At 40.5% G+C, this 21,312-nt stretch carries 21 protein-coding genes; 16 read left to right on the forward strand and 5 right to left on the reverse strand.

Features of this window, described 5'->3' with window-relative positions:
* Positions 1-6: 6 nt before the first annotated feature.
* Positions 7-417, forward strand: coding sequence for a thiol-disulfide oxidoreductase DCC family protein (locus MKY83_RS15205; RefSeq protein WP_106067615.1), 411 nt, complete (start codon positions 7-9; stop codon positions 415-417).
* Between the two features lie 42 nt (positions 418-459).
* On the opposite strand, the gene MKY83_RS15210 is transcribed toward MKY83_RS15205, so the two are convergent.
* On the reverse strand, positions 460-1,017 hold the full coding sequence (locus MKY83_RS15210; RefSeq protein WP_044140810.1) for a YufK family protein: 558 nt from the start codon (positions 1,015-1,017) through the stop codon (positions 460-462).
* A gap of 185 nt (positions 1,018-1,202) precedes the next feature.
* Between MKY83_RS15210 and malK the strand changes: the two genes are divergently transcribed.
* From malK to MKY83_RS15250, 8 genes are all read left to right on the forward strand, one after another.
* The gene (gene malK / locus MKY83_RS15215) at positions 1,203-2,801 is read left to right on the forward strand and encodes a malate sensor histidine kinase MalK (RefSeq protein ID WP_106067614.1); all 1,599 of its coding nucleotides are present in this window, start codon (positions 1,203-1,205) and stop codon (positions 2,799-2,801) included.
* Positions 2,794-3,501, forward strand: coding sequence for a response regulator (locus MKY83_RS15220; protein WP_065099070.1), 708 nt, complete (start codon positions 2,794-2,796; stop codon positions 3,499-3,501). The genes malK and MKY83_RS15220 overlap by 8 nt, the downstream gene beginning before the upstream one ends.
* 394 nt (positions 3,502-3,895) lie before the next feature.
* On the forward strand, positions 3,896-4,978 hold the full coding sequence (locus MKY83_RS15225; protein WP_342487450.1) for a BMP family protein: 1,083 nt from the start codon (positions 3,896-3,898) through the stop codon (positions 4,976-4,978).
* A gap of 159 nt (positions 4,979-5,137) precedes the next feature.
* Entirely contained in the window at positions 5,138-6,673 is a 1,536-nt protein-coding gene (locus MKY83_RS15230) for an ABC transporter ATP-binding protein (protein ID WP_065099072.1), read from the forward strand.
* Positions 6,666-7,712, forward strand: coding sequence for an ABC transporter permease (locus MKY83_RS15235; RefSeq protein ID WP_065099073.1), 1,047 nt, complete (start codon positions 6,666-6,668; stop codon positions 7,710-7,712). Before MKY83_RS15230 ends, MKY83_RS15235 begins: the two co-directional genes overlap by 8 nt.
* Positions 7,713-8,672, forward strand: a complete 960-nt coding sequence (locus MKY83_RS15240; RefSeq protein ID WP_003213713.1) for an ABC transporter permease — start codon at positions 7,713-7,715, stop codon at positions 8,670-8,672. It abuts the gene before it with no gap.
* Between the two features lie 175 nt (positions 8,673-8,847).
* Positions 8,848-10,185 carry a 2-hydroxycarboxylate transporter family protein gene (locus tag MKY83_RS15245; RefSeq protein WP_003213451.1) on the forward strand — a complete coding sequence of 446 codons (1,338 nt, stop codon included), beginning with the start codon at positions 8,848-8,850 and terminating at the stop codon, positions 10,183-10,185.
* A gap of 127 nt (positions 10,186-10,312) precedes the next feature.
* Positions 10,313-11,463, forward strand: a protein-coding gene (locus tag MKY83_RS15250; protein ID WP_340911867.1) for an IS3 family transposase whose coding sequence is annotated in 2 segments (ribosomal slippage) — positions 10,313-10,586 and positions 10,586-11,463 — 1,152 coding nt in all. Because the reading frame shifts where the segments join, the coding sequence is not laid out codon by codon here.
* Between the two features lie 82 nt (positions 11,464-11,545).
* On the opposite strand, the gene MKY83_RS15255 is transcribed toward MKY83_RS15250, so the two are convergent.
* Complete coding sequence (locus MKY83_RS15255; RefSeq protein ID WP_012011099.1) at positions 11,546-11,755, reverse strand: hypothetical protein; 210 nt, start codon at positions 11,753-11,755, stop codon at positions 11,546-11,548.
* Positions 11,756-11,975: 220 nt separating this feature from the next.
* Between MKY83_RS15255 and MKY83_RS15260 the strand changes: the two genes are divergently transcribed.
* The 7 genes from MKY83_RS15260 to mnhG are packed head-to-tail and all read left to right on the forward strand — an operon-like array spanning position 11,976 to position 17,752.
* Entirely contained in the window at positions 11,976-14,387 is a 2,412-nt protein-coding gene (locus tag MKY83_RS15260) for a Na+/H+ antiporter subunit A (protein WP_106067672.1), read from the forward strand.
* Positions 14,384-14,815, forward strand: coding sequence for a Na(+)/H(+) antiporter subunit B (locus MKY83_RS15265; protein ID WP_034317176.1), 432 nt, complete (start codon positions 14,384-14,386; stop codon positions 14,813-14,815). The genes MKY83_RS15260 and MKY83_RS15265 overlap by 4 nt, the downstream gene beginning before the upstream one ends.
* Positions 14,815-15,156, forward strand: a complete 342-nt coding sequence (locus MKY83_RS15270) for a Na(+)/H(+) antiporter subunit C (RefSeq protein WP_003213576.1) — start codon at positions 14,815-14,817, stop codon at positions 15,154-15,156. The genes MKY83_RS15265 and MKY83_RS15270 overlap by 1 nt, the downstream gene beginning before the upstream one ends.
* Positions 15,149-16,627, forward strand: coding sequence for a Na+/H+ antiporter subunit D (locus tag MKY83_RS15275; protein WP_342487451.1), 1,479 nt, complete (start codon positions 15,149-15,151; stop codon positions 16,625-16,627). Before MKY83_RS15270 ends, MKY83_RS15275 begins: the two co-directional genes overlap by 8 nt.
* 6 nt (positions 16,628-16,633) lie before the next feature.
* Positions 16,634-17,113 (forward strand): Na+/H+ antiporter subunit E, encoded by a 480-nt coding sequence (locus MKY83_RS15280; RefSeq protein WP_003213059.1) that lies wholly within the window; start codon positions 16,634-16,636, stop codon positions 17,111-17,113.
* Positions 17,113-17,394, forward strand: coding sequence for a Na(+)/H(+) antiporter subunit F1 (locus MKY83_RS15285; protein WP_113768029.1), 282 nt, complete (start codon positions 17,113-17,115; stop codon positions 17,392-17,394). The genes MKY83_RS15280 and MKY83_RS15285 overlap by 1 nt, the downstream gene beginning before the upstream one ends.
* Positions 17,378-17,752 carry a monovalent cation/H(+) antiporter subunit G gene (mnhG, locus tag MKY83_RS15290; protein ID WP_003213369.1) on the forward strand — a complete coding sequence of 125 codons (375 nt, stop codon included), beginning with the start codon at positions 17,378-17,380 and terminating at the stop codon, positions 17,750-17,752. The genes MKY83_RS15285 and mnhG overlap by 17 nt, the downstream gene beginning before the upstream one ends.
* Positions 17,753-17,859: 107 nt before the next feature.
* Here the strand turns inward: mnhG and MKY83_RS15295 are convergent, their stop codons facing one another.
* From MKY83_RS15295 to MKY83_RS15305, 3 genes are all read right to left on the reverse strand, one after another.
* Positions 17,860-18,249 carry a hotdog fold thioesterase gene (locus MKY83_RS15295; protein WP_003213775.1) on the reverse strand — a complete coding sequence of 130 codons (390 nt, stop codon included), beginning with the start codon at positions 18,247-18,249 and terminating at the stop codon, positions 17,860-17,862.
* Between the two features lie 23 nt (positions 18,250-18,272).
* Positions 18,273-18,914, reverse strand: coding sequence for a response regulator transcription factor (locus MKY83_RS15300; RefSeq protein WP_003213500.1), 642 nt, complete (start codon positions 18,912-18,914; stop codon positions 18,273-18,275).
* An 80-nt stretch (positions 18,915-18,994) separates the two neighbouring features.
* Positions 18,995-21,301, reverse strand: coding sequence for an ATP-binding protein (locus tag MKY83_RS15305; RefSeq protein ID WP_044140820.1), 2,307 nt, complete (start codon positions 21,299-21,301; stop codon positions 18,995-18,997).
* Positions 21,302-21,312 lie beyond the last annotated feature (11 nt).

Here is a 21,312-nt window from a genome sequence, read left to right on the forward strand (position 1 = left end):
ATTGCAATGCATTCAACACATCCACCCCATTTGATTTTATTTGATGGTGTCTGCAACGTGTGCAGCGGCGCTGTTCAGTTTGTGATTAAACGTGATCCAAATGAGCGAATGATGTTTGCTTCATTACAATCAGAGACAGGGCAGCGCATTTTAAAAGAAAACGGTTTGCCTCTAGATGAGTTTAATTCATTCATTTATATTGAAAAAGGCACCCTTTATACGAAATCGACAGGCATCTTAAAAGCCACGCGGCATTTAAAAGGGATCTACAGATGGAGTTATTTATTCCTTGCCATTCCGCGCCCTATCCGTGATTGGTTTTATGAGCGGATAGCGAAAAATCGCTACAAATGGTTCGGTCAAAAAACATCTTGTATGATACCTACACCGGATATTCAAAAACGGTTTCTATCATAAAAAAAGCATCCTCCGATAGTGGAGGATGCTTTCTTTGTCTGTTTATGAAGGCAGACTTGCCATAACACTATTATAAAGCTTAATAAATAAGTACAAAATGCCGATTAAAAACGTGGCCCAAAACAGCAAAATAAACATCATAAATCCAATTAAATTCAGCATGGAAAGCGATTGATAAATGCGGACCACAACCCAGATAAAATAGACAAGACCTGCTAAAACAAATAGTCCGACAAGCAGAATCAGCTGCTGCGTCAGCAGAAATGCAAGCAAGCTGGCAAATAAATAAACAACGGATGCAATCCGAATTTTCTTTAAGTTCTCTCCTTCAGGATCTTTCGCGAAAAAGAGTAGCGCCAGCTCTAACACCGTATCTGCAATCAGTTTCAAGGCAGATAAAATCATAAAATAAACAAGTGCAAAAGCAGCAAAAAGAGCAAGCCGGATGCCCTGTTCCGAGAAGAATTCCAGCATTCCTTTTAAAATACCTGCTTGAGTCAAGAAATCAGTCGTAATCCCTACCGTGAAAATCGAAAAAGCAGAGCTGAATAGTAAAATCGAAATCAGCGGAAAATATCCAGTCAAATATGTATTTTTCATAAATAGATCCTTTCTCATAAGCTCACATTTATTATGGCTCACTTAAAACGGATTGACAAGATGCTTTCAAAGTAAACTGGCAGCAAAATCAAATTTGTGATTTTGCACGTACATTCCTTCACAAACTTACATTTTCCCGTTAAAGTATTACTATTACGAAAAAATCGTGCGTTAGGGGTATACTCGTGAAAAAAACATTAAGACTGCAAACACGACTGACGATTTTTGTTTGTATCGTTGTCCTGATCTCCCTTTGTATCACTTTCTTTACGATCTGGTCAGAAACAGCTAAAAACATTCATCAGCAGGAACGTGACATCGCCCTCTCCACTGCCAAAATGGTCGCAGAGGCACCGATCACGGCGAAATCATTAGAAAAGCATTCATACTCTGCACTGCGTCAATATACAACAAGTGTTCAGCGAATCACCAAAACTGAATTCGTTGTCGTGATGGATATGAACGGCATTCGCAAAACCCATCCAAATCCGCAGAAGATCGGGAAGCGGTTTGCTGGCGGTGATGAAAAACTAGCATTACAGGGTAAAGAGCATATTAGTACGGCTTCTGGAACACTTGGCAGATCCATGCGTGCGTTTGTTCCGGTTTATGATCAAAATGGGAAGCAGCTCGGGGCTGTAGCAGTAGGGATTACGTTAAAGGAAATTGACTTGATTATTCATCAAAGCTTACTTCCACTCTACTTCGTCATATCGCTCAGTCTTCTTTCTGGTATCATCGGAGCACTCATTGTGGCACGAAAAGTGAAGAAAATTATGTTTGGACTAGAGCCAGATGAAATTGCTACATTATTAAAAGAACGAAGCGCCATGCTAGAATCAACAAAAGAAGGGATTCTTGCCGTCGATCAGCACGGTAAAATCAAGCTCGCCAATGCTGAAGCGAAACGGCTCTTTCATAATATGGGCATTATGGTTGATCCTAGAGAACAAGATGTTCAGGTGCTCCTCCCTTCAAGCGGCCTAAAGCAAGTCATTGAAACACGCAAGCCGCTGCTTGACCGCGACGTGAGAATGAACGGACTGGAGCTCGTATTTAACGAAGTCCCGATTACGGTAAAGGGCGAGATCGTTGGAGCAATCGCCACCTTCCGTGACAAAACAGAAGTCAAACACTTGGCTGAGCAGCTGAGCGGAGTCAAAATGTATGCAAATGCCCTCCGTGCCCAGTCGCATGAATTTATGAACAAGCTTCATGTCATTTTAGGATTGGTTCAGCTCAAAAACTACGATGACCTTGGCACTTATATCAAAGATATTGCGATCTATCAGCAGACGGAAACAAATGAAATCATCAACCATGTGAAAAACTCTGTTTTAGCAGGATTTTTACTAGGAAAACAAAGCTATATCAGGGAACAAGGCGCGACCTTAGAAGTCATATGCAGCACACAAGTCCCAAATTCAGAGGACCCGGCAGTGACGCATGATCTCATTACCGTCATTGGCAACCTGTTAAATAACGCACTCGATGCTGTTTCTCATACTGAGACGAAAAACATCTCGATCTCATTCCGATACGTTCAGGAGCAGCTTCATATTGAAATTACAGACACAGGTGTTGGTCTCACAAAAGAAGAACAAGACATCATGTTTGATCAAGGCTTTTCAACTAAAGGAGAAGACAGAGGATTCGGTCTCTACTTCGTTGACCAAAGCATCAAAAAATTGAACGGACATTTGATTGTCACGAGTGAAAAAGGAGAAGGAACGACCTTTAGTCTCCGCATTCCGTATAAACAAAAGGAGGATTCACATGATTAATGTGTTAATAGTAGAAGATGATCCAATGGTTGGGGAGCTGAACAAACGCTACCTGACCCAAATCGAGGGCTTTGAATTAAAAGGGATTGCCACCTCTTTTCAGCAGGCACTGGACATCTTAAAAACAGAAGCCATTCACCTTGTACTGCTCGATATTTATATGCCTGGACAAAATGGCCTGGCATTATTATCAGAAATTCGCAAACAAAATCATTCGGTTGATGTCATTGTCATTTCAGCTGCCAATGAAGTCGACGTGATCCAGCAAACGATGCGAAACGGGGCTGTTGATTATTTGATCAAGCCGTTTGAATTTGAACGTTTCCAATCAGCGCTCTCAGAATATAAACGAAAACACGCCTTGTACCAAACGATGAACAGCATCTCGCAAAATGATTTAGATGCGAAACTCTTTCATAAAAAAGCAGAGACGGAAAAAGTCCTTCTGCCAAAAGGCCTGACCAAAAGCACACTCAAACTCATCTGGACAAGTATTCAATCATTCGGTCATCAGGCTTTCACGACCGAAGACCTAGCGAATCATACAGAAATCTCTCAAGTCTCTATTAGAAAATACTTGAAATTCCTTGAGGACATCGAAGTAGTTGATGTTGAAATGGCATACGGGACAATTGGACGCCCTGTTTTCCAATATAAACTCAGTACAACAAATATGAATTTAATTCAGCAATATCTATAATTTGACACATCTGACCTTATACAGAGGCCAGATGTTTTTTTATGGAACATGATGTGACAAACCCCTTGATATCAGTGGTTCCACTGTAGTAGATCACATCACAAAAGCGGCATTATATCATATTTCAGCACATAAAAAGACATCGAATTTAGCCTTTTAACATTTTTTTTAAAATAAAACAAATTTCTATTTATTTATTCGATTGGAAATGATAAATTATGATTGATTAGTTCAACGAGATATAAGTCTGATGTCTTACATCTTCTCTCCTGTCCTCCATAAGTTTCAGGAGAAAGCAGGATAAAATACCCTATTCAGAAGGGTGAGAAGAGATAGGTCGGTCTTTTTTCGCGAGACTTTTCTGAAACTTTTAAATTTTATAGGGGGTTATGTTTTGAAGAAGCGCAAAATTGGACTAGCATTGTCCTTAGTCGTAGCAGCAGGAACCATCCTTGGAGCATGCGGCAACTCTGGCTCAAACAGCGGTGAAAGCAAAAAAGATAAAGATCAATTCACTGTTGCAATGGTAACTGATGTCGGTGGTGTCGATGACAAATCGTTTAACCAATCAGCTTGGGAAGGTTTACAAGCATTTGGAAAAGACAACAATCTAAAAAAAGGTAAAAACGGCTTTGATTATCTACTATCCAAAACCGATGCAGATTATCCAACAAATTTAAATACACTTGTCAGGCAAAAATTCAACCTCATTTATGGTATCGGTTATAAAATGGAGAGCGCCATTTCAAAAATAGCCGATCAACGTAAGAAAAACCACTTTGCTATCGTTGATGCAGTTGTAAAAAAAGACAATGTAGCAAGCATAATGTTTAACGAAAACGAAGGATCCTTCCTTGTGGGTGTTGCGGCTGCTCTTACAACAAAATCGAACAAAATTGGTTTTGTCGGCGGAGTTGACTCTGAATTAGTCAGAAAATTCGAAGTTGGTTTCCGTGCAGGCGTTGAAGCAACTAATCCGAAAGCAAAAGTTGAAGTGAAATATGCTGGTGCATTCGATAAAGCTGACATCGGAAAAGCAACAGCTGAAAGCATGTACAAATCTGGCGTCGACATCATCTATCATGCTGCTGGCGGCACTGGAAATGGTGTCTTCACAGAAGCAACTAATTTAAAAAAGGCAGATCCAAATCGAAATGTCTGGGTCATCGGTGTTGATAAAGATCAGTATGACGAAGGAAAAGTACCTGGAACAAAACAAAGTGTCACCCTTACTTCTATGATTAAAAAAGTTGACACAGCAGTACAAGACTTAACAACAAAAGCAAAAGAAGGTAAATTCCCTGGCGGTCAAGTGATCACATACGGTCTGAAAGAAGGCGGCGTTGACATCTCTCCATCTCAGGACAACCTTAATAAAGATGTGTTAAAGAAAATTGAAGAATGGAAACAAAAAATCATCAAGGGCGAAGTGAAAATCCCTGCAACACGTGATGAACTAAAAGATTTTAAAGCTTAATTTGAGCATCGGGATAAGCGCGTCTTATCCCCTTGCCTCTCCTTTACCTCCTCTTTATTCGTAAAAGGTGGTAAAAGAAAAGCTGCAGCCTCGTTTTGCAGCTTTTCTTTTGCTAGTTTTTATCTTCATCAGCACCCTAAAAAAGGAGCGGTTAAACCTGTGGATTATGTCATTGAAATGTTGAATATACGCAAAGAATTCCCTGGCATTGTAGCAAACGACAACATTACGCTGCAGCTAAAAAAGGGCGAAATTCATGCGCTGCTTGGTGAAAACGGCGCTGGAAAATCAACGCTCATGAACGTGCTTTTCGGTCTTTACCAGCCTGAAAAAGGTGAACTCAAGGTTCATGGAAAACCTGTGTCCATCTCTAGCCCGAATGATGCAAGTGATTTAGGCATCGGTATGGTGCATCAACACTTTATGCTTGTCGATACCTTCACCGTCGCTGAAAACATTATCTTAGGAAAAGAGCCCAAGAAATTTGGAAAGATCGACAAAGAACAAGCCATACAGCAAGTACAAGAGCTTTCTGACCGCTATGGCTTAAAAATAGACCCTGCCGCAAAAGTATCTGACATCTCTGTCGGCATGCAGCAGCGTGCAGAAATTTTAAAAACACTTTATCGCGGCGCTGATATTTTGATCTTCGACGAACCAACAGCCGTCTTAACACCTCAAGAGATTAAAGAACTCATACAAATTATGAAAAACTTAATTAATGAAGGCAAATCCATTATTTTAATTACGCATAAACTGAAAGAAATTATGGATGCCTGTCACCGCGTCACCATTATTCGAAAAGGCCAGGGCATTCGTACACTTGATGTGGAAAGCACAAACAAAGATGAGCTTGCAAGCCTCATGGTCGGTCGTGAAGTTTCATTTAAGACAGACAAAAAAGAAGCCTCTCCTGCTGAGGAAGTACTTCACATTCAAGACCTTACGGTAAAAGACGCGCGAGGAATTGAAGCAGTCAAACATCTCAACCTCTCAGTAAAGGCTGGAGAAATTGTCGGTATTGCTGGAGTCGATGGCAATGGTCAATCTGAATTAATTGAAGCCATTACTGGTCTAAAAAAATCAGAATCTGGCACGATCATGCTGAACGGGAAAGCCATTCAAAATCTTCCGCCTCGTAAGGTGACCGAATCTGGAATTGGACATATTCCTCAAGACCGTCATAAACACGGACTCGTGCTTGATTTTTCAATAGGAGAAAATATTTCCTTACAAACGTATTATCAGCGTCCATACTCAAAATTTGGCTTGATGAATATGAAAAATATTTATGAAAAGGCAAAGCGAATCATTGCCGAGTATGACGTCAGAACACCGAGTGAATACACAGAGGCGCGCGCCCTGTCAGGCGGGAATCAGCAAAAAGCCATTATTGGCCGTGAAGTTGACCGCAATCCTGATTTATTAATTGCCGCTCAGCCGACACGTGGACTTGATGTTGGTGCGATTGAATTTGTTCATAAGCGCCTCATTGAGCAAAGGGACAAAGGCAAAGCCGTCCTGCTCATCTCATTCGAGCTTGATGAAATTATGAATGTCAGTGATAAAATTGCTGTTATTTTTGAAGGCAGCATTATTGCTATCGTTGATCCAAAAGAAACAACAGAGCAAGAACTTGGTCTATTAATGGCTGGAAGTACGCAACAGGAAGTGGGGAAAGAAGCAAATGTCTAATCGCTTAACAAATCTGCTGATTCCGCTTATAGCCATTGTACTTGGCCTTTTAGTTGGGGCCATTATTATGCTGGCAAGCGGTTATAGTGTCATTGAAGGATATAGCGCCCTTTGGAATGGCGTTTTCGGGGAAACCTATTATATGGGAGAAACCATCAGGCAAGTGACACCTTATATTTTATCAGGTCTTGCGGTTGCCTTTGCATTTCGGACAGGCCTATTTAATATCGGTGTAGAAGGTCAAATGCTCATTGGATGGATAGCTGCTGTTTGGATCGGAACAACTGTCAATGCACCTATGTATATTCATCTGCCGCTTGCACTCATCACTGCAGCTGCTGCTGGTGCATTATGGGGCTTTATTCCTGGTTTTTTAAAAGCTCGTTTTTATGTTCATGAAGTGATCGTCACCATTATGATGAACTATATTGCCCTTCATGTGACAAATTTTATTATTACAAATGTTCTTACAGATCATAAAGATAAAACAGATAATATCAAATCCACAGCCTCTTTGCACTCTGACTTTTTTGAAAAAATAACTGATTTCTCAAGCATGCATAACGGAATTATTGTAGCTATTATATCTGCCGTTATTATGTGGATCATTATCCAAAAAACCTCTAAAGGTTTTGAATTGCGAGCTGTTGGTATGAATCCACACGCCTCCCAATATGCAGGAATGAATGTGAGAAAAAATATTATATATTCAATGCTAATTTCTGGTGCTTTTGCAGGTTTAGCAGGGGCAATGGAGGGATTAGGAACCTTCGAATATGCTTCAATAAAAGATGCCTTCACTGGCGTCGGTTTTGATGGAATCGCTGTTGCTTTATTAGGCGGTAACACAGCCATTGGTGTCGTATTAGCCGCATTATTGCTTGGTGGATTGAAGGTCGGCGCTTTAAATATGCCACTTGAATCTGGCGTACCGACTGAGGTCGTTGATATTGTCATTGCGATCATTATTCTTTTCGTCGCCTCAAGCTATATTATCCGTCTTGTGATGAACCAAATGAAGAAAAAGGGGGGAAAATAAGTGGGATTTCTGCAAATTCTTGAAATCATCGTCCCAGCAACACTTGTCTATGCTGCACCACTTATTTTAACCGCTCTTGGAGGCGTCTTTTCAGAAAGATCAGGTGTTGTGAATATCGGTCTTGAAGGTTTGATGGTCGTCGGAGCATTTTCCAGTATTATCTTTAACTTGTTTTTTGCTGATACATTTGGCGCCTTGACCCCGTGGCTTGGGCTCCTCGTCGGAATGGCGATTGGCGGATTGTTCTCTCTGATTCATGCAGTTGCGACCATTACATTCCGTGCAGATCAAACGGTCAGTGGTGTTGCCATTAATATGCTGGCACTTGGCGCTACGCTGTTTGTCGTGAAACTCATTTACGGGAAAGCTCAAACAGATAAAATTACAGAGCCTTTCTATAAAGGGGATATTCCCCTTTTAAGTGACATTCCGATAATTGGCGATATCTTCTTTAAAGATGTTTATTATACGTCCATACTCGCATTAGCGCTTGCGGTTGTAGCTTGGTTTGTTTTATTTAAAATGCCGTTTGGTCTTCGTCTTCGTGCAGTCGGAGAACATCCAATGGCTGCTGATACAATGGGAATCAAAGTGTACCGGATGCGCTATATCGGTGTCTTTATTAGTGGACTGTTTGGTGGTCTTGGCGGAGCTGTTTATGCGTCAACCATCGCACTTGATTTCTCACATGCGACCATTACTGGACAAGGCTTCATCGCACTAGCTGCACTTGTCTTCGGTAAATGGCACCCATTCGGCGCAATGGGCGCTGCTTTATTCTTTGGATTTGCTCAAAGTTTAAGCATTATTGGCTCTCTCCTGCCGCTATTCCAAGATATACCGAACGTGTATATGCTCATTGCACCATATGTGCTGACCATCCTAGCACTCACTGGCTTCATCGGCCGAGCAGATGCACCGAAAGCACTTGGGACACCTTATTTAAAAGGAAAACGATAATAACGATGTATGATCAATCCCCTGAAGGATAAACTACCTTCAGGGGATTTTTGTATGATAAAAACATAAAAACTCCTGTTTATTTTACTTTTATTACACTTAATTTAGTTTAATAAATAGATGAGTGTCACAGAATCTTCTACAATTGAGACAAATAGCATTTGGGGGTGTTTATGTGGCTAATACACAACAATTGAAATCGATTACAGACGATTCTGACAATAATAAAAGCGTTTTCCGTAAGATCATGTCTTGGAAAATTGGTGTTATTGACTTACCTGTGTATTTAGTACTTGCAGCGATTATTTTAACTGCCGCTTATTTTAATAAAATTCCAGCAAATATGCTTGGTGGTTTCGCTGTTATTATGATTTTGGGGATTTTCCTTGGAGATATAGGACAACGTATTCCGATATTAAAAGATATTGGTGGACCGGCGATTCTTTCTTTATTCGTACCATCGTTCCTGGTCTTTTTTCATGTTCTGAATCCGAACTCGTTGGAAGCGGTTACGTCTCTTATGAAGACGTCGAACTTCCTTTACTTCTATATTTCTGCTCTTGTAGTAGGTAGTATTCTTGGGATGCAGCGAACTGTTTTAGTACAAGGCCTTATTCGTATGTTTGTTCCTCTTGTTGCAGGTACAATTGCAGCTGTGACTGCCGGAATTCTTGTTGGTCTTTTAGTTGGTTACACACCGCATCATTCGTTCTTCTTTATTATTGTTCCGATTATTGCCGGTGGTGTTGGAGAAGGGATTTTGCCATTATCTATTGCTTATTCACAAATTCTTGGTGTATCAGCAGAGTCATTAATCTCTCAATTAATTCCTGCTGCCGTCATTGGGAACGTCATTGCCATTATCTGTGCTGGCGCAATGAAGAAGCTTGGTGAAAAACGTCCTGAACTAAACGGAAATGGTCGTCTTGTAAAGTCTAAAGAGGCAAATGAAATTTTTGAACAGCCTGATATGGATCCAAAAGTTGATTTTGGTTTAATGGGTGCTGGTGTACTCGTTGCTTGTACAACGTTCATTTTTGGTGGTTTGTTAGAAAGCTTTGTTCATATTCCTGGTCCAATCTTAATGATTGTCCTTGCCGCTTTAATCAAATACTTAAACGTGATGCCTCAGCATCTGCAAGATGGCTCACAGCAGTTCTACAAGTTTGTATCAAGAAGCTTTACATGGCCACTTATGGTCGGTCTAGGGATTCTATACATTCCACTTGATGATGTAGCAACAGTGATTTCTATTCCATTCGTTTGTGTATGTATCGCTGTCGTTCTTGGAATGGTGGGTTCTGGTTATTTCGTTGGGAAATTGATGAACATGTACCCAGTAGAATCTGCGATTGTGACAGGCTGTCACAGCGGACTTGGCGGTACTGGTGACGTTGCGATCCTTTCAGCTTCTGGAAGAATGGGTCTCATGCCTTTCGCACAAGTATCTACACGTCTTGGCGGAGCAGCAACTGTGATCTGCGCAACAATCTTACTTAGAATGTTTACTTAATCAAACAATAAAAAGCATGGGCTCTATTACGGGGAACTGACCCCATAAGATGAGACAAATAAAAAACACCTTCAAGTTTGAAAATGGATCGTTGTGATCCGAAATAAAACATGGAGGTGTTTTTTCTATGGGGACAAGAGTGAGTTATCCGGTTGAAGTCAAACAGAAGGCTGTAGAAATGAGATTGGCAGGCGTACCTATGAAAGAGATCATGCAGAAATTGAATATCAAGAATAAGACGCAGGTTCAGACATGGGTGAGGTGGCATAAAGCTGGGGATACACACCGGTTCGAACAGCCTGTTGGAAAACAATATACCTATGGAAAGGGTCCCGAGTACTCTTCCGAATTAGAGAGACTGCAGGCAGAAAATCGCTATTTGAGTCAACAGAATGAAGTTTTAAAAAAGTACAACGAATTGGAAAGGAAGTTGATAAGGAAACGTCAATCAAACTGGTAGAAGAATTGTGCAAAACGATGACGGTACAGGACATCTGTGTCCATTTAGGCATCTTACGTACTTCGTATTATAGATGGAAAAAGGATCTGACTCAGAATCATTCTAAAAGACAACTAGAGAAACAGGTCGGCACGTTGTGCCGAAAGCACAAATATCGATATGGTTATCGAAAAATCACAGCCATACTAAAAAGGAGAATGCGTATTAACCATAAAACTGTTCAACGCATCATGCAGAAAAACCAGTGGCAATGCCGGGTTAAAATGAAAAAGCGTAAGAAGAATGGGCAGCCCTATGCCGTGGCCGATAACATACTGGATCGGAACTTTCAGTCTGATCGCCCTCTTGAAAAACTAGTAACGGACATCACGTATTTGCCTTATGGACAGAAACAATTGTACCTTTCCAGTATATTGGATTTATATAATGGAGAAGTGATTGCTTTTACGATTGGTGATAAGCAGGACACAGACTTTATCTTAAACACACTTAATCAGCTCCCAGCACTGCCTGAGAATTGCGTGTTACATAGCGATCAAGGTTCTGTGTATACATCTTACGAGTATCAGAAAGCTGTTCATATAAAAGGCATTACCATGAGCATGTCCCGTAAAGGGACGCCCGCTGATAATGCCTCCATCGAATCGTTTCATTCCTCACTAAAGTCTGAAACGTTCTATCTTAACAGGATTGACCGCACTACGACCAGCATCGTAGAACGCACTGTCAAAGAATACATTTATTATTATAACAACATTCGTATTCAAACGAAACTAAACAACCAATCACCGATAAACTATCGGCAATTGGCTGTATAAAGGTGTTTTGATCCCTGTCTCAAAAACGGGGGTCAGTCCCCGGGCACATGCTTTTTTTATATTTCTTTTATCCTATAAGGGTTTATTCTTCAGCAGAAACTACTCGTATATATTCTCTTGGCTGGAATGGATATTGTCTTGCTTCTTGATAGGTCATATAGAGAAGATGTTCTGAAAACAACGGCCATTCACTTTCCGCCTGCCACCTTTTTTGATCATTTCGTTCTATGAAGAATGCTCCTCCTAAAATCGTGCAGAATATGCTTAAGCTGATGCCCGCTTTTAGTTTCATGTAATCAGCTCCTTTAAGAAAAGCATGTACGAAATACAAAACAATATACAACGAGTTTTATTTTTGATAAAATATTTTTTGTGGTCAAAAGAACTCAAAACAAATACAATTTGCTGTAATTCAGTTCAAACCAATGCACTATGTCTGTATTTACGCTATAATTTTATTTACCAGTTCTTTAGAACGTGAAATTTATATTGATTGAAGGAGGTTTATATTCTTGCAGCTTATTCACTTCGCCATCCTATCGCCTTTTTTGCTTGCGTTTGTTGTGCCTTTTCTTTTTAAATACGTAAAGCGTATACATACAGGGTGGTTTGTTCTTATCTTGCCTATTCTATTATTTAGCTATTTTGTCCAAATGTTACACATTACCTCGAATGGACGAACGCTTTTCTCACAAGCTGAATGGATTCCATCTTTAGGGATGAATTTTACTGTATATGTCGATGGCCTTAGCCTGTTATTTGCATTATTAATTACAGGTATTGGCGCACTTGTGGTCTTGTACAGTATTTTCTACTTATCAAAAGAAAAAGAACAGCTTGGCTCTTTCTATACGTATTTGTTAATGTTTATGACCGCTATGCTTGGTGTGGTTCTCTCTGACAATATGGTGGTTCTGTACTTGTTTTGGGAGCTAACGAGTATTTCTTCCTTCCTCTTAATTGGGTATTGGTATAAGCGGGAGCGCTCTAGATATGGTGCAACCAAATCACTGCTTATTACTGTTTTTGGCGGATTAGCTATGCTTGGTGGCTTCATCCTCATCTACCTGATCACTGATTCATTCAGTATTCGTGAAGCAGTCAATCAGCTTCAGCTCATTATGGCATCACCTTACTTTATCCCTGCCATGATCCTGATCTTACTAGGTGCCTTTACGAAATCAGCGCAATTCCCATTCTATATCTGGCTGCCTGATGCAATGGAAGCACCTACCCCTGTGAGCAGTTATCTGCATTCTGCTACGATGGTGAAAGCCGGTATTTATCTTGTTGCCCGCTTCAGTCCGATCTTTGCTATATCAGAGGTGTGGTTCTGGACCATATCCATTGTCGGACTTATCACATTATTCTGGGGATCATTCCATGCCGTCCGGCAAAATGATTTGAAAGCCATTCTGGCCTACTCGACAGTTAGTCAGCTCGGCATGATTATGCTCATGCTTGGCGTCGGCGCAGCTGCGATTCATGAAAACAACCCTGCCTTTTTTGGCGCAGCCGTTCTTGCTGCTATTTTTCACCTCATTAACCATGCTACGTTTAAAGGCAGTCTCTTTATGGCAGCAGGTATTATCGATCACGAAACAGGTACTCGTGACATTCGGAAATTAGGTGGTTTAATGACCATCATGCCGATTACCTTTACGATTACGCTAATCGGTACATTTTCAATGGCTGGACTACCGCCATTTAACGGCTTCTTAAGTAAAGAGCTGTTTTTCACAAGTATGTTACGTATTTCTGAGATCAACTTTACAGATATTTCGACATGGGGCGCTATTTTTCCAGCAATTGCTTGGCTCGCTAGTGTCTTTACGTTCATTTACAGTATGATGCTTCTCTTTAAAACATTTAGAGGTCGTCTGAATGTAGACCAATTAGAGAAAAAACCGCATGAAGCACCGATTGGCATGCTCATTCCGCCAATCATTCTCGCTGCACTTGTGGTCACTTTCTTCTTTTTCCCTAATATTCTTGCCTACTCGGTCATTGAACCCGCGATTGCTGCGATCATCCCGGAAGCCATTGAAACAGGAAGCCGTTTTGCAGTAAAAATTGAAGCGTGGCACGGTTTCCAACCAGAGCTCTATATGACGATAGGTGTTGTTGTACTTGGTACAATCGGCTATTTAACGTTGTCAAAATGGCGTCCAATGTACAATATATTTAAGGAAAAATGGTCATTTAACACGTTATACGATCGTTCTCTAATCGGTTTAGAAAAAGGTTCATACCGCCTGACAAACAGTTATATGACCGGTTTCCTTCGTGATTACCTTGTCTATGTGTTTGGGTTCATGATTATTGTACTTGGCAGCGTGATGTTCTATCAGCAAGCTTTCTCATTTGAAACAGAAAAAGCTGCGCCAATTGGCACGTATGAAGCCATTCTTTCACTTGTGATGGTGGCGGCGACGGTCACGACCGTATTCGCCCGCTCACGCTTAACTGCCATTATTGCTCTAGGTGTCATGGGATACACGCTGTCATTATTCTTCGTGATTTTCAGGGCACCTGACCTTGCCCTGACACAGCTGATTATTGAAACGATTTCTGTCGCACTGTTTTTACTTTGCTTCTATCATTTGCCGAAGCTAAGCTTGAAGCAAAAAACGAGAAAATTCAAATTAACCAATTTGATCATTTCAATAGGTGTTGGTCTCACTGTCACTTGTCTTGCTTTTGCTTCCACAAGTCAGCAGTCACTTGAGTCCATTTCAACTTACTTTATTGAAAACAGCTATAAACTTGCTGGCGGCGACAACATTGTCAATGTCATTCTTGTAGATTTCAGGGGCTTTGATACACTCTTTGAAATTACCGTACTTGCCATTGCGGCACTCGGTATTTATGGATTATTAAAGGCACAGGCACAAGGAAAACGGAAGAGAGGCGTGCGGCGATGAGGAAGATTGATACGAATGATATGCTCTTACAAGTCACAACAAAAATCACAGCATTCATCATCCTGCTTTTTTCCCTTCACTTATTTCTTGCGGGACATAACAACCCTGGCGGGGGGTTCATTGGCGGCCTGATGAGTGCTGGGGCTGTCGTTCTTCTGCTTTTAGCCTATGATCTGAAAACAGTGAGACGTATTCTGCCCTTTAACTTTATTTATGTTGCAGCGACCGGGCTGCTCGTCGCGATCCTGACGGGGATGGGATCCTTTCTATTCGGTGCACCTTTTCTATCCCATGCATTTGATTATTTTCAACTGCCGTTTTTAGGGAAAACAGAACTGGCGACAGCCGTACTGTTTGATATCGGTGTATATTTAGTTGTTGTCGGTGTCACCATGACCATTATTCAAACGATTGGAGAGAAGGAATAATGGAATTTCTAATGTCTATTATCGTCGGTATTATTTTTATGGCGGCGACCTATTTAATGCTTTCAAAAAGCCTTCTACGGGTCATCGTCGGTACTGCTGTTTTAAGTCACGGCGTCCATTTGCTTCTTTTAACAATGGGCGGCTTAAAAAAAGGAGCTCCACCTATTTTAAAAGAGGGGCTCACATCCTATGTAGATCCATTACCACAAGCATTAATTTTAACAGCCATTGTCATTGCTTTTGGTGTGACATCCTTTTTACTTGTCATGGCCTTCCGTGCCTTCCAAGAGCTGCGAACAGATGACATGGATCAAATGAGAGGAAATGATCAGCATGAATAATCTCGTGATCCTGCCAATTTTAATTCCATTATTAGCTGCTACACTATTGATCTTTATGAATAAGAACATCATGCTGTCGAGAGGCTTTAGTGTGTTTGCTTCACTCTTAGCCATTGTCTGTAATGTGTATTTAGTCCAAACCATCTTTACTAATGGCATTCAAACCCTCTATTTAGGAGGCTGGGAAGCACCATTTGGGATTGCCCTTGTGGCCGATCAGTTTGCTGCGCTCCTTGTGCTCACCGCTTCCGTCGTTGGGCTAGTGACAGTTCTTTTCTCCTTTCAAACGATTGGGAAGGAAAAGGAGCGGCTGTTCTATTACTCTGGCGTGCAATTTTTGTTAGCTGGCGTAAGTGGGGCCTTTTTAACAGGCGATATTTTCAACCTGTTTGTATTCTTTGAACTGCTGCTGATGGCATCATACATGCTCATTGTACTGGGCGGATCAAAACCGCAGCTTCGAGAATCACTCAAATACATTGTGTTTAATATCATCTCATCGGCTTTATTTATCGTCGGTGTCGCTTGTTTATATGCAGTCACGGGCACTTTGAATATGGCTGATTTAAGCGTGAAAATAGCTGAATCAGGGCAAACAGGATTAATCACTGTCATTTCTATTCTGTTCCTCATTGTATTTGGCTTAAAAGCTGGGATCTTCCCGCTTTATTTCTGGCTGCCAGGATCATATCATGCACCGCCAGCGGCGATTTCTGCTCTATTTGGTGCACTACTGACAAAGGTTGGCTTATATGCGATTGCCAGAGTTTTTACGTTAATTTTTATACATGATACAGGGTTTACACATACACTCATGGCTTGGTTTGCCGCACTTACGGTGATATTCGGTGTGATTGGCTCTATTGCCTATTCTGATGTGCAAAAGATCGTCATCTATAACATTGTCACAGCCGTTGGTGTCATTTTGTTTGGGATTGCAGCCAATACACCTGCCTCACTCCAAGGGGCCATTTATTATCTCATTCATGATATGGTGATTAAAGGCGCTTTATTTATGCTGGCAGGTGCACTCTTTGTGTATGCTGGCACCAATCACTTGAAAAAGATGGGTGGACTGATTCAATCTCAGCCTATACTAGGGTGGATGTTTTTCATATCGGCTTTATCCCTAGCAGGAATTCCTCCTCTGAGTGGGTTTGTTGGAAAGCTAAAGATTGTAGAAGGCGGCTTTTCTGCTGGACACATGACCTTTTCTATCCTTGTCTTACTGTCCAGCCTGCTTGTCCTGTATTCGATTATGAGGATCTTCATGCTCGCATTTTGGGGCGAGGAACAAGATATGCGAAGAAGGAAACCGTCGATTAAAGGAATGGTGTACCCTGGCGTACTGCTTGTGATCTTGTCGCTTGCCATTGGGTTAGGGACAGAGTTCATTGCCCCTTATATCAATCAAGCAGCGGAAATGCTCTCAACACCAGAAAAATATATTCAAGCTGTGCTGAAGGAGTAGATGAACATGGCCTTTCAAATATTACTAAACGCTCTCCTCGCCTTTACATGGATGTTTATGAATGATACATACAGAGCCGCAGACTTTGTATCAGGCTTTGTACTAGGGATGGTCGCCATTTTTATGCTTCGGCGGTTTTTCCCGCAGCGTTTTTACGGCTATGCCCTGTTTGCGATTTTCAAGCTCGTCATGATATTTATTCGAGAGCTGCTTCTTGCCAATTTAAGTGTATTAAAGACAGTATTATCTCCAAAGCTCACAATTAAGCCCGGTATTTTCGCCTTTCGTACAGACTTGAAAACGGATTGGGAAATCACCATACTGGCTAATATGATTACATTGACACCAGGTACACTTGTCATTGATATTTCTGATGATCGTTCAATTTTATACATTCATGCGATGGATATTGAAGATGCAGAAAAAGCCATTCACGATATCCGGGTTTCATTTGAAAAAGCGATTCAGGAGGTGAGCGGTAAGTAATGGAGCTCATATTACAAATTTCACTTGGCATTCTTGCACTGTCCACCTTACTTTTTGTGATACGGGTTATCAAAGGTCCCTCTATTCCTGATCGTGTAAGTGCGCTTGATGCGATAGGAATCAATTTAATTGGGATGACAGCTATCGTTTCTATTTTGCTGAAAACGACAACGTTCTTTGAAATTATTTTACTGCTCGGTATCCTTGCCTTTATCGGCACTGTCGCTTTTTCCAAATTCCTTGAGAAAGGGGAAGTGATTGAAAATGATCGTCATCGCTAAAGCTATTGTCATTTTCTTTATCCTGCTTGGCGCCATCCTTTGTCTCATTTCAGCCATTGGCGTTCTTCGCCTGCCGGATGTTTATACACGTATGCATGCTGCATCAAAAGCATCGACACTTGGTGTTGTCCTCATATTAGTTGGGGTGTTCTTTCACGAATGGTTTCTTGCAGGGATTATTTCTGCGAAGATCCTACTTGGGATTGTCTTTATCTTTTTAACAGCTCCAGTCGGCGCACACTTGATCGGAAGAGCCGCCTACAATACGGGGGTCAAGATGGACAAACGAAGTGTACAGGATGATTATGGCGGTTTTCGTAACTTCGTGATTAAACGCAAAGAAGACTCGTACTTATAAACCGAAAGAAGGACCTCACATGTGGGGTCCTTTCTTTTATTTCTATGGAAAAACCTTTTTATGAATCAATCCAACCTAAAAAAGCTTCCGCTGCACCGGGAGCTTTTTTATATGCGATCAATGACAGCAAGTGTGCATCTTGACGTACAGATGTGCCGGTCTCGATCATCTTTAATATCAATTTGAAATACCATTGTACGGCGCCCGACATGTACAGGAACAGCCGTCGCTGTCACTACTCCATCACGTACAGATTTTAAGTGATTGGCATTGATTTCAATCCCTGAGCAAACTTGCTGAGTTAAGTCTAAATGAGCCGCAGCTCCCATGCTTGCCACTGTTTCTGCTAGAGCAGCAGAAGCTCCTCCGTGCAGCAGTCCAAATGGCTGTTTTGTTCTGTGATCAACTGGCATTGTCGCTACGCATCGAGACTCATTACACTCTACAATCTCAATCCCCAGTGCCTCAAGCAGTGTATTTGATCCACTCACTTCCATCAGGGTTCTCTCCCTTCACACGTTTACAGCACACTTTCAGATTTTGCAATTAACACCGCTTCGGTTCGAGAGCCAACATTCAGCTTATTAAAGATGGACGTCAAGCTGTATTCAATCGAGCGTTTGCTCAAATGCAGCACATCGGCAATCTCTTGGTTCGTGTATCCTTTTTCCACTTCTCTGAGGATCAAACACTCTCGCTCTGTTAACAGCTCGTGATCGGTCTCCTGCGCCTGTTCTGGCTTTTCTTGCTGCTGTGAAATTAATTTCTTTAAATAGGATAGCTGAATGACAACTTCTCCTTGCAATGTGCGGTGTATGTATTCAATAATTTTGTCTTTTGTCTCTGTTTTACTAATTGCACCGTGCAATCCAGCCCGAATGGCCTCTTCAAAATAATCATCTACTTCATACCCTGTATAAATGATGATTTTCACTTGTTGGTTGGTTTCTAGAATTTGTTTCGCAATGTCCATTCCATTGATATCCCCGAGATTTAAATCCATCAAAATCACATCATAGATGGAAAAGTCATGCGTCTTTAAAAAGGCGGCTTCTGCATCAGGACTTAAACAATCGACTGATAGCTGCTGATCTGATTCTAATATGCTTTTTGTCCCTTCCATGACAGCCGGATGATCATCAATGACCAATATCTTCTTCATGTCTTCCTCCCTTTAAATCACTCACTTCCATTTTATATAAAAGACTTGGCAGATGCCAAGTCTTATTCCTTAATAAATCGTTACAATTCCATTTCAATTTTCACCTTCAGCCCTTTTTCAGGTGCTGTGTGAATGTGAAGCTTCCCATTTAACGCCTTGACTCGTTCTCTGATGCCAGAAAGGCCCATGCTCATGGTGTGCTGATCAAGATGTCTTGCGTCAAACCCAACTCCATCATCCTCGTAGTGAAGAACAACCTGATCTTTAATACAAATCAGCATTACGAGCACTTGGCTGGCTTGAGAATGTTTCAAGGCATTGGATAACAGCTCCTGAACAATTCGGTAAATATTGAGCTGGGAGTCAATATCAATGTCCAGCTCCTTATCAAAGCGTGTCGTATTCAGCCGAATATGAAATGGTGCTTCCTCCTGAATTTGAGAAGTCAGCTTCGATATCGCCTTCACTAAACCTAAATCGTACAGCAGCTGCGGCCGAAGTTCATGACACGTTTCTCTCGTCGTTTGAATCACCTTAGACATTTGTTCATTCCATGAGATAAGCGATTGTTCAATAGACGTTGGGCATTGATCGTTTTGGAAATTCGTTAAAAACATCTCTGACTGTCTTTTCAGCGATATCAAATCCTGCAGCACGGAATCATGAAGATCCCTCGCTAAATCGGAGCGCTGTTTTTCCTCCATCGCAAACATGACTTTTTTCAGCCAAGCGGGGTTCGCTTCACGCTGCTTCAAATCTTCAAGATGCTCCATCAATTCTTCAATCTTGACGACATTTTCTAAACTGACACTTGTGTAAAATGCCAATGTTTTCAACCAAGAAATCTCATCCCGCGTCAATTTAGGTGTACGTAAATTAGATAAACAGCAAATCACAAAAGAGTGACCGCCCCGCTCACCAATTTTCATCATGAACCCTTTATCAAGCGCAATGATTTTTCCGACTTCACCTAAAATATCTTGAAATTGATCCACATAATCTTTCCATAGCTGGCTTTCTTCTATTGATTCATCAATTTCAACAATTTGTCCATCTGCCTTCACTTCAAGCACAAAGGCTTTGTTCACAACAAGTACTTCTAAGATGGTGTATTTTAAATGATACAATACTTGATGAAGTGATGACGCCTCACGAATAAGCTGTGTAAATTTAAATACACTATCCTGATAATTATGCTTCTCTGAAAAACGCTTCAAACGAAAGCGGAAATCGATGATTTCTTTAAAGTAGAAAACGGTGAGCATAAGAATGTACGTGATGATCGTAAATTTCACTGTATAGAAATTTGCATTCGGCTTTTGAATAAAATCAAAAAGAACAACCACTAGTATTGTTGGTGTAATCGCTAAAAAACCGTAGTATTTAATCCTCCCCATAAAGAAATCAACATTATACAGCTTATTTGACATAAATTGATAGACTAAGAAAAAAGGAATTAAAAGAACAAACGATGCTACAACATATGGTGAAATAAAATATATACCAAAAAAATAAGGAATGATAAAAAATAGCATGAATGGACTGAATGCTGAGATTAAAATGAGTGCAAATGCTCGAAGTACATTGCTGACTTCATTGTCTTTCAATTTTTTAGCAGCCCTTATAGTGATAATAATCGAAAGGAAAGCCAGAACAAAAAATGAAAGTAAATTGACATATGCTAATAGATCTACTGGTCCAGCTTTATTTTTATAGAATAAAACTAATAAAACGTTAGTAACTGGAACTAGATACAAATAAAAAAGAACTCGACGACGAATAATTTCTGTTCCTAATTCTTTTAAATATTGATACATAAAGTGCATATATAGTGGAGGTACAATATTCATTGTAACGATTACAAGAATACGACTGATAGCCTCTCCTTTTCCAGAACCACCAGAACTTACATAACCTATAGACACCGCCAAAAGAAATAAAGCTAAAATATAAGCTGACTCTTTTTGGTTTGCTTTATTCATTTTTAAAATCATAAATATACAAAATAGACAGATGGAATAAAGAATGACTGGTATTAGATAAATAAACAGATTCGCTTGACTCAATAACCTTACATTCTCTAAATCAATTTTATCACCATGTCTATCAACGACTAAACTTTTAACATTAGCTAAAAAACCTCTTTTAACTTCTTCAACTGGTTTTTTATTCCCATTCACTTCAAGTATGATATCGCCTTTTCTAACTCCAGCTAGATAGCTATCTGTAAAATTATCGACATCCACTACCTCAAGTTGACCGTGACTATTTTCCTTAACAGCTGCTCCAACAAAAATATTAAATACGTTGATATAAGAGATATAAATCACATAGATGAAGCTAAGGATAACTAATATAACTGTTAACTTAGAGTAAAACTTTCTCATAATATTTATCT

The organism is Bacillus sp. FSL M8-0266, assembly GCF_038613425.1.
GTDB lineage: Bacteria > Bacillota > Bacilli > Bacillales > Bacillaceae > Bacillus > Bacillus pumilus.

Excerpts from the sequence above, each read along its gene's own strand:
- MKY83_RS15305 (WP_044140820.1), bottom strand. The coding sequence starts at position 21,301 with ATGAGAAAGTTTTACTCTAAGTTAACAGTTATATTAGTTATCCTTAGC.
- MKY83_RS15265 (WP_034317176.1), top strand. The coding sequence starts at position 14,384 with ATGAGGAAGATTGATACGAATGATATGCTCTTACAAGTCACAACAAAA.
- MKY83_RS15295 (WP_003213775.1), bottom strand. The coding sequence starts at position 18,249 with ATGGAAGTGAGTGGATCAAATACACTGCTTGAGGCACTGGGGATTGAG.
- MKY83_RS15210 (WP_044140810.1), bottom strand. The coding sequence starts at position 1,017 with ATGAAAAATACATATTTGACTGGATATTTTCCGCTGATTTCGATTTTA.
- mnhG (WP_003213369.1), top strand. The coding sequence starts at position 17,378 with ATGATCGTCATCGCTAAAGCTATTGTCATTTTCTTTATCCTGCTTGGC.
- MKY83_RS15275 (WP_342487451.1), top strand. The coding sequence starts at position 15,149 with ATGAATAATCTCGTGATCCTGCCAATTTTAATTCCATTATTAGCTGCT.
- MKY83_RS15255 (WP_012011099.1), bottom strand. The coding sequence starts at position 11,755 with ATGAAACTAAAAGCGGGCATCAGCTTAAGCATATTCTGCACGATTTTA.
- MKY83_RS15205 (WP_106067615.1), top strand. The coding sequence starts at position 7 with ATGCATTCAACACATCCACCCCATTTGATTTTATTTGATGGTGTCTGC.
- MKY83_RS15270 (WP_003213576.1), top strand. The coding sequence starts at position 14,815 with ATGGAATTTCTAATGTCTATTATCGTCGGTATTATTTTTATGGCGGCG.
- MKY83_RS15235 (WP_065099073.1), top strand. The coding sequence starts at position 6,666 with ATGTCTAATCGCTTAACAAATCTGCTGATTCCGCTTATAGCCATTGTA.
- MKY83_RS15220 (WP_065099070.1), top strand. The coding sequence starts at position 2,794 with ATGATTAATGTGTTAATAGTAGAAGATGATCCAATGGTTGGGGAGCTG.
- MKY83_RS15280 (WP_003213059.1), top strand. The coding sequence starts at position 16,634 with ATGGCCTTTCAAATATTACTAAACGCTCTCCTCGCCTTTACATGGATG.
- MKY83_RS15300 (WP_003213500.1), bottom strand. The coding sequence starts at position 18,914 with ATGAAGAAGATATTGGTCATTGATGATCATCCGGCTGTCATGGAAGGG.
- MKY83_RS15285 (WP_113768029.1), top strand. The coding sequence starts at position 17,113 with ATGGAGCTCATATTACAAATTTCACTTGGCATTCTTGCACTGTCCACC.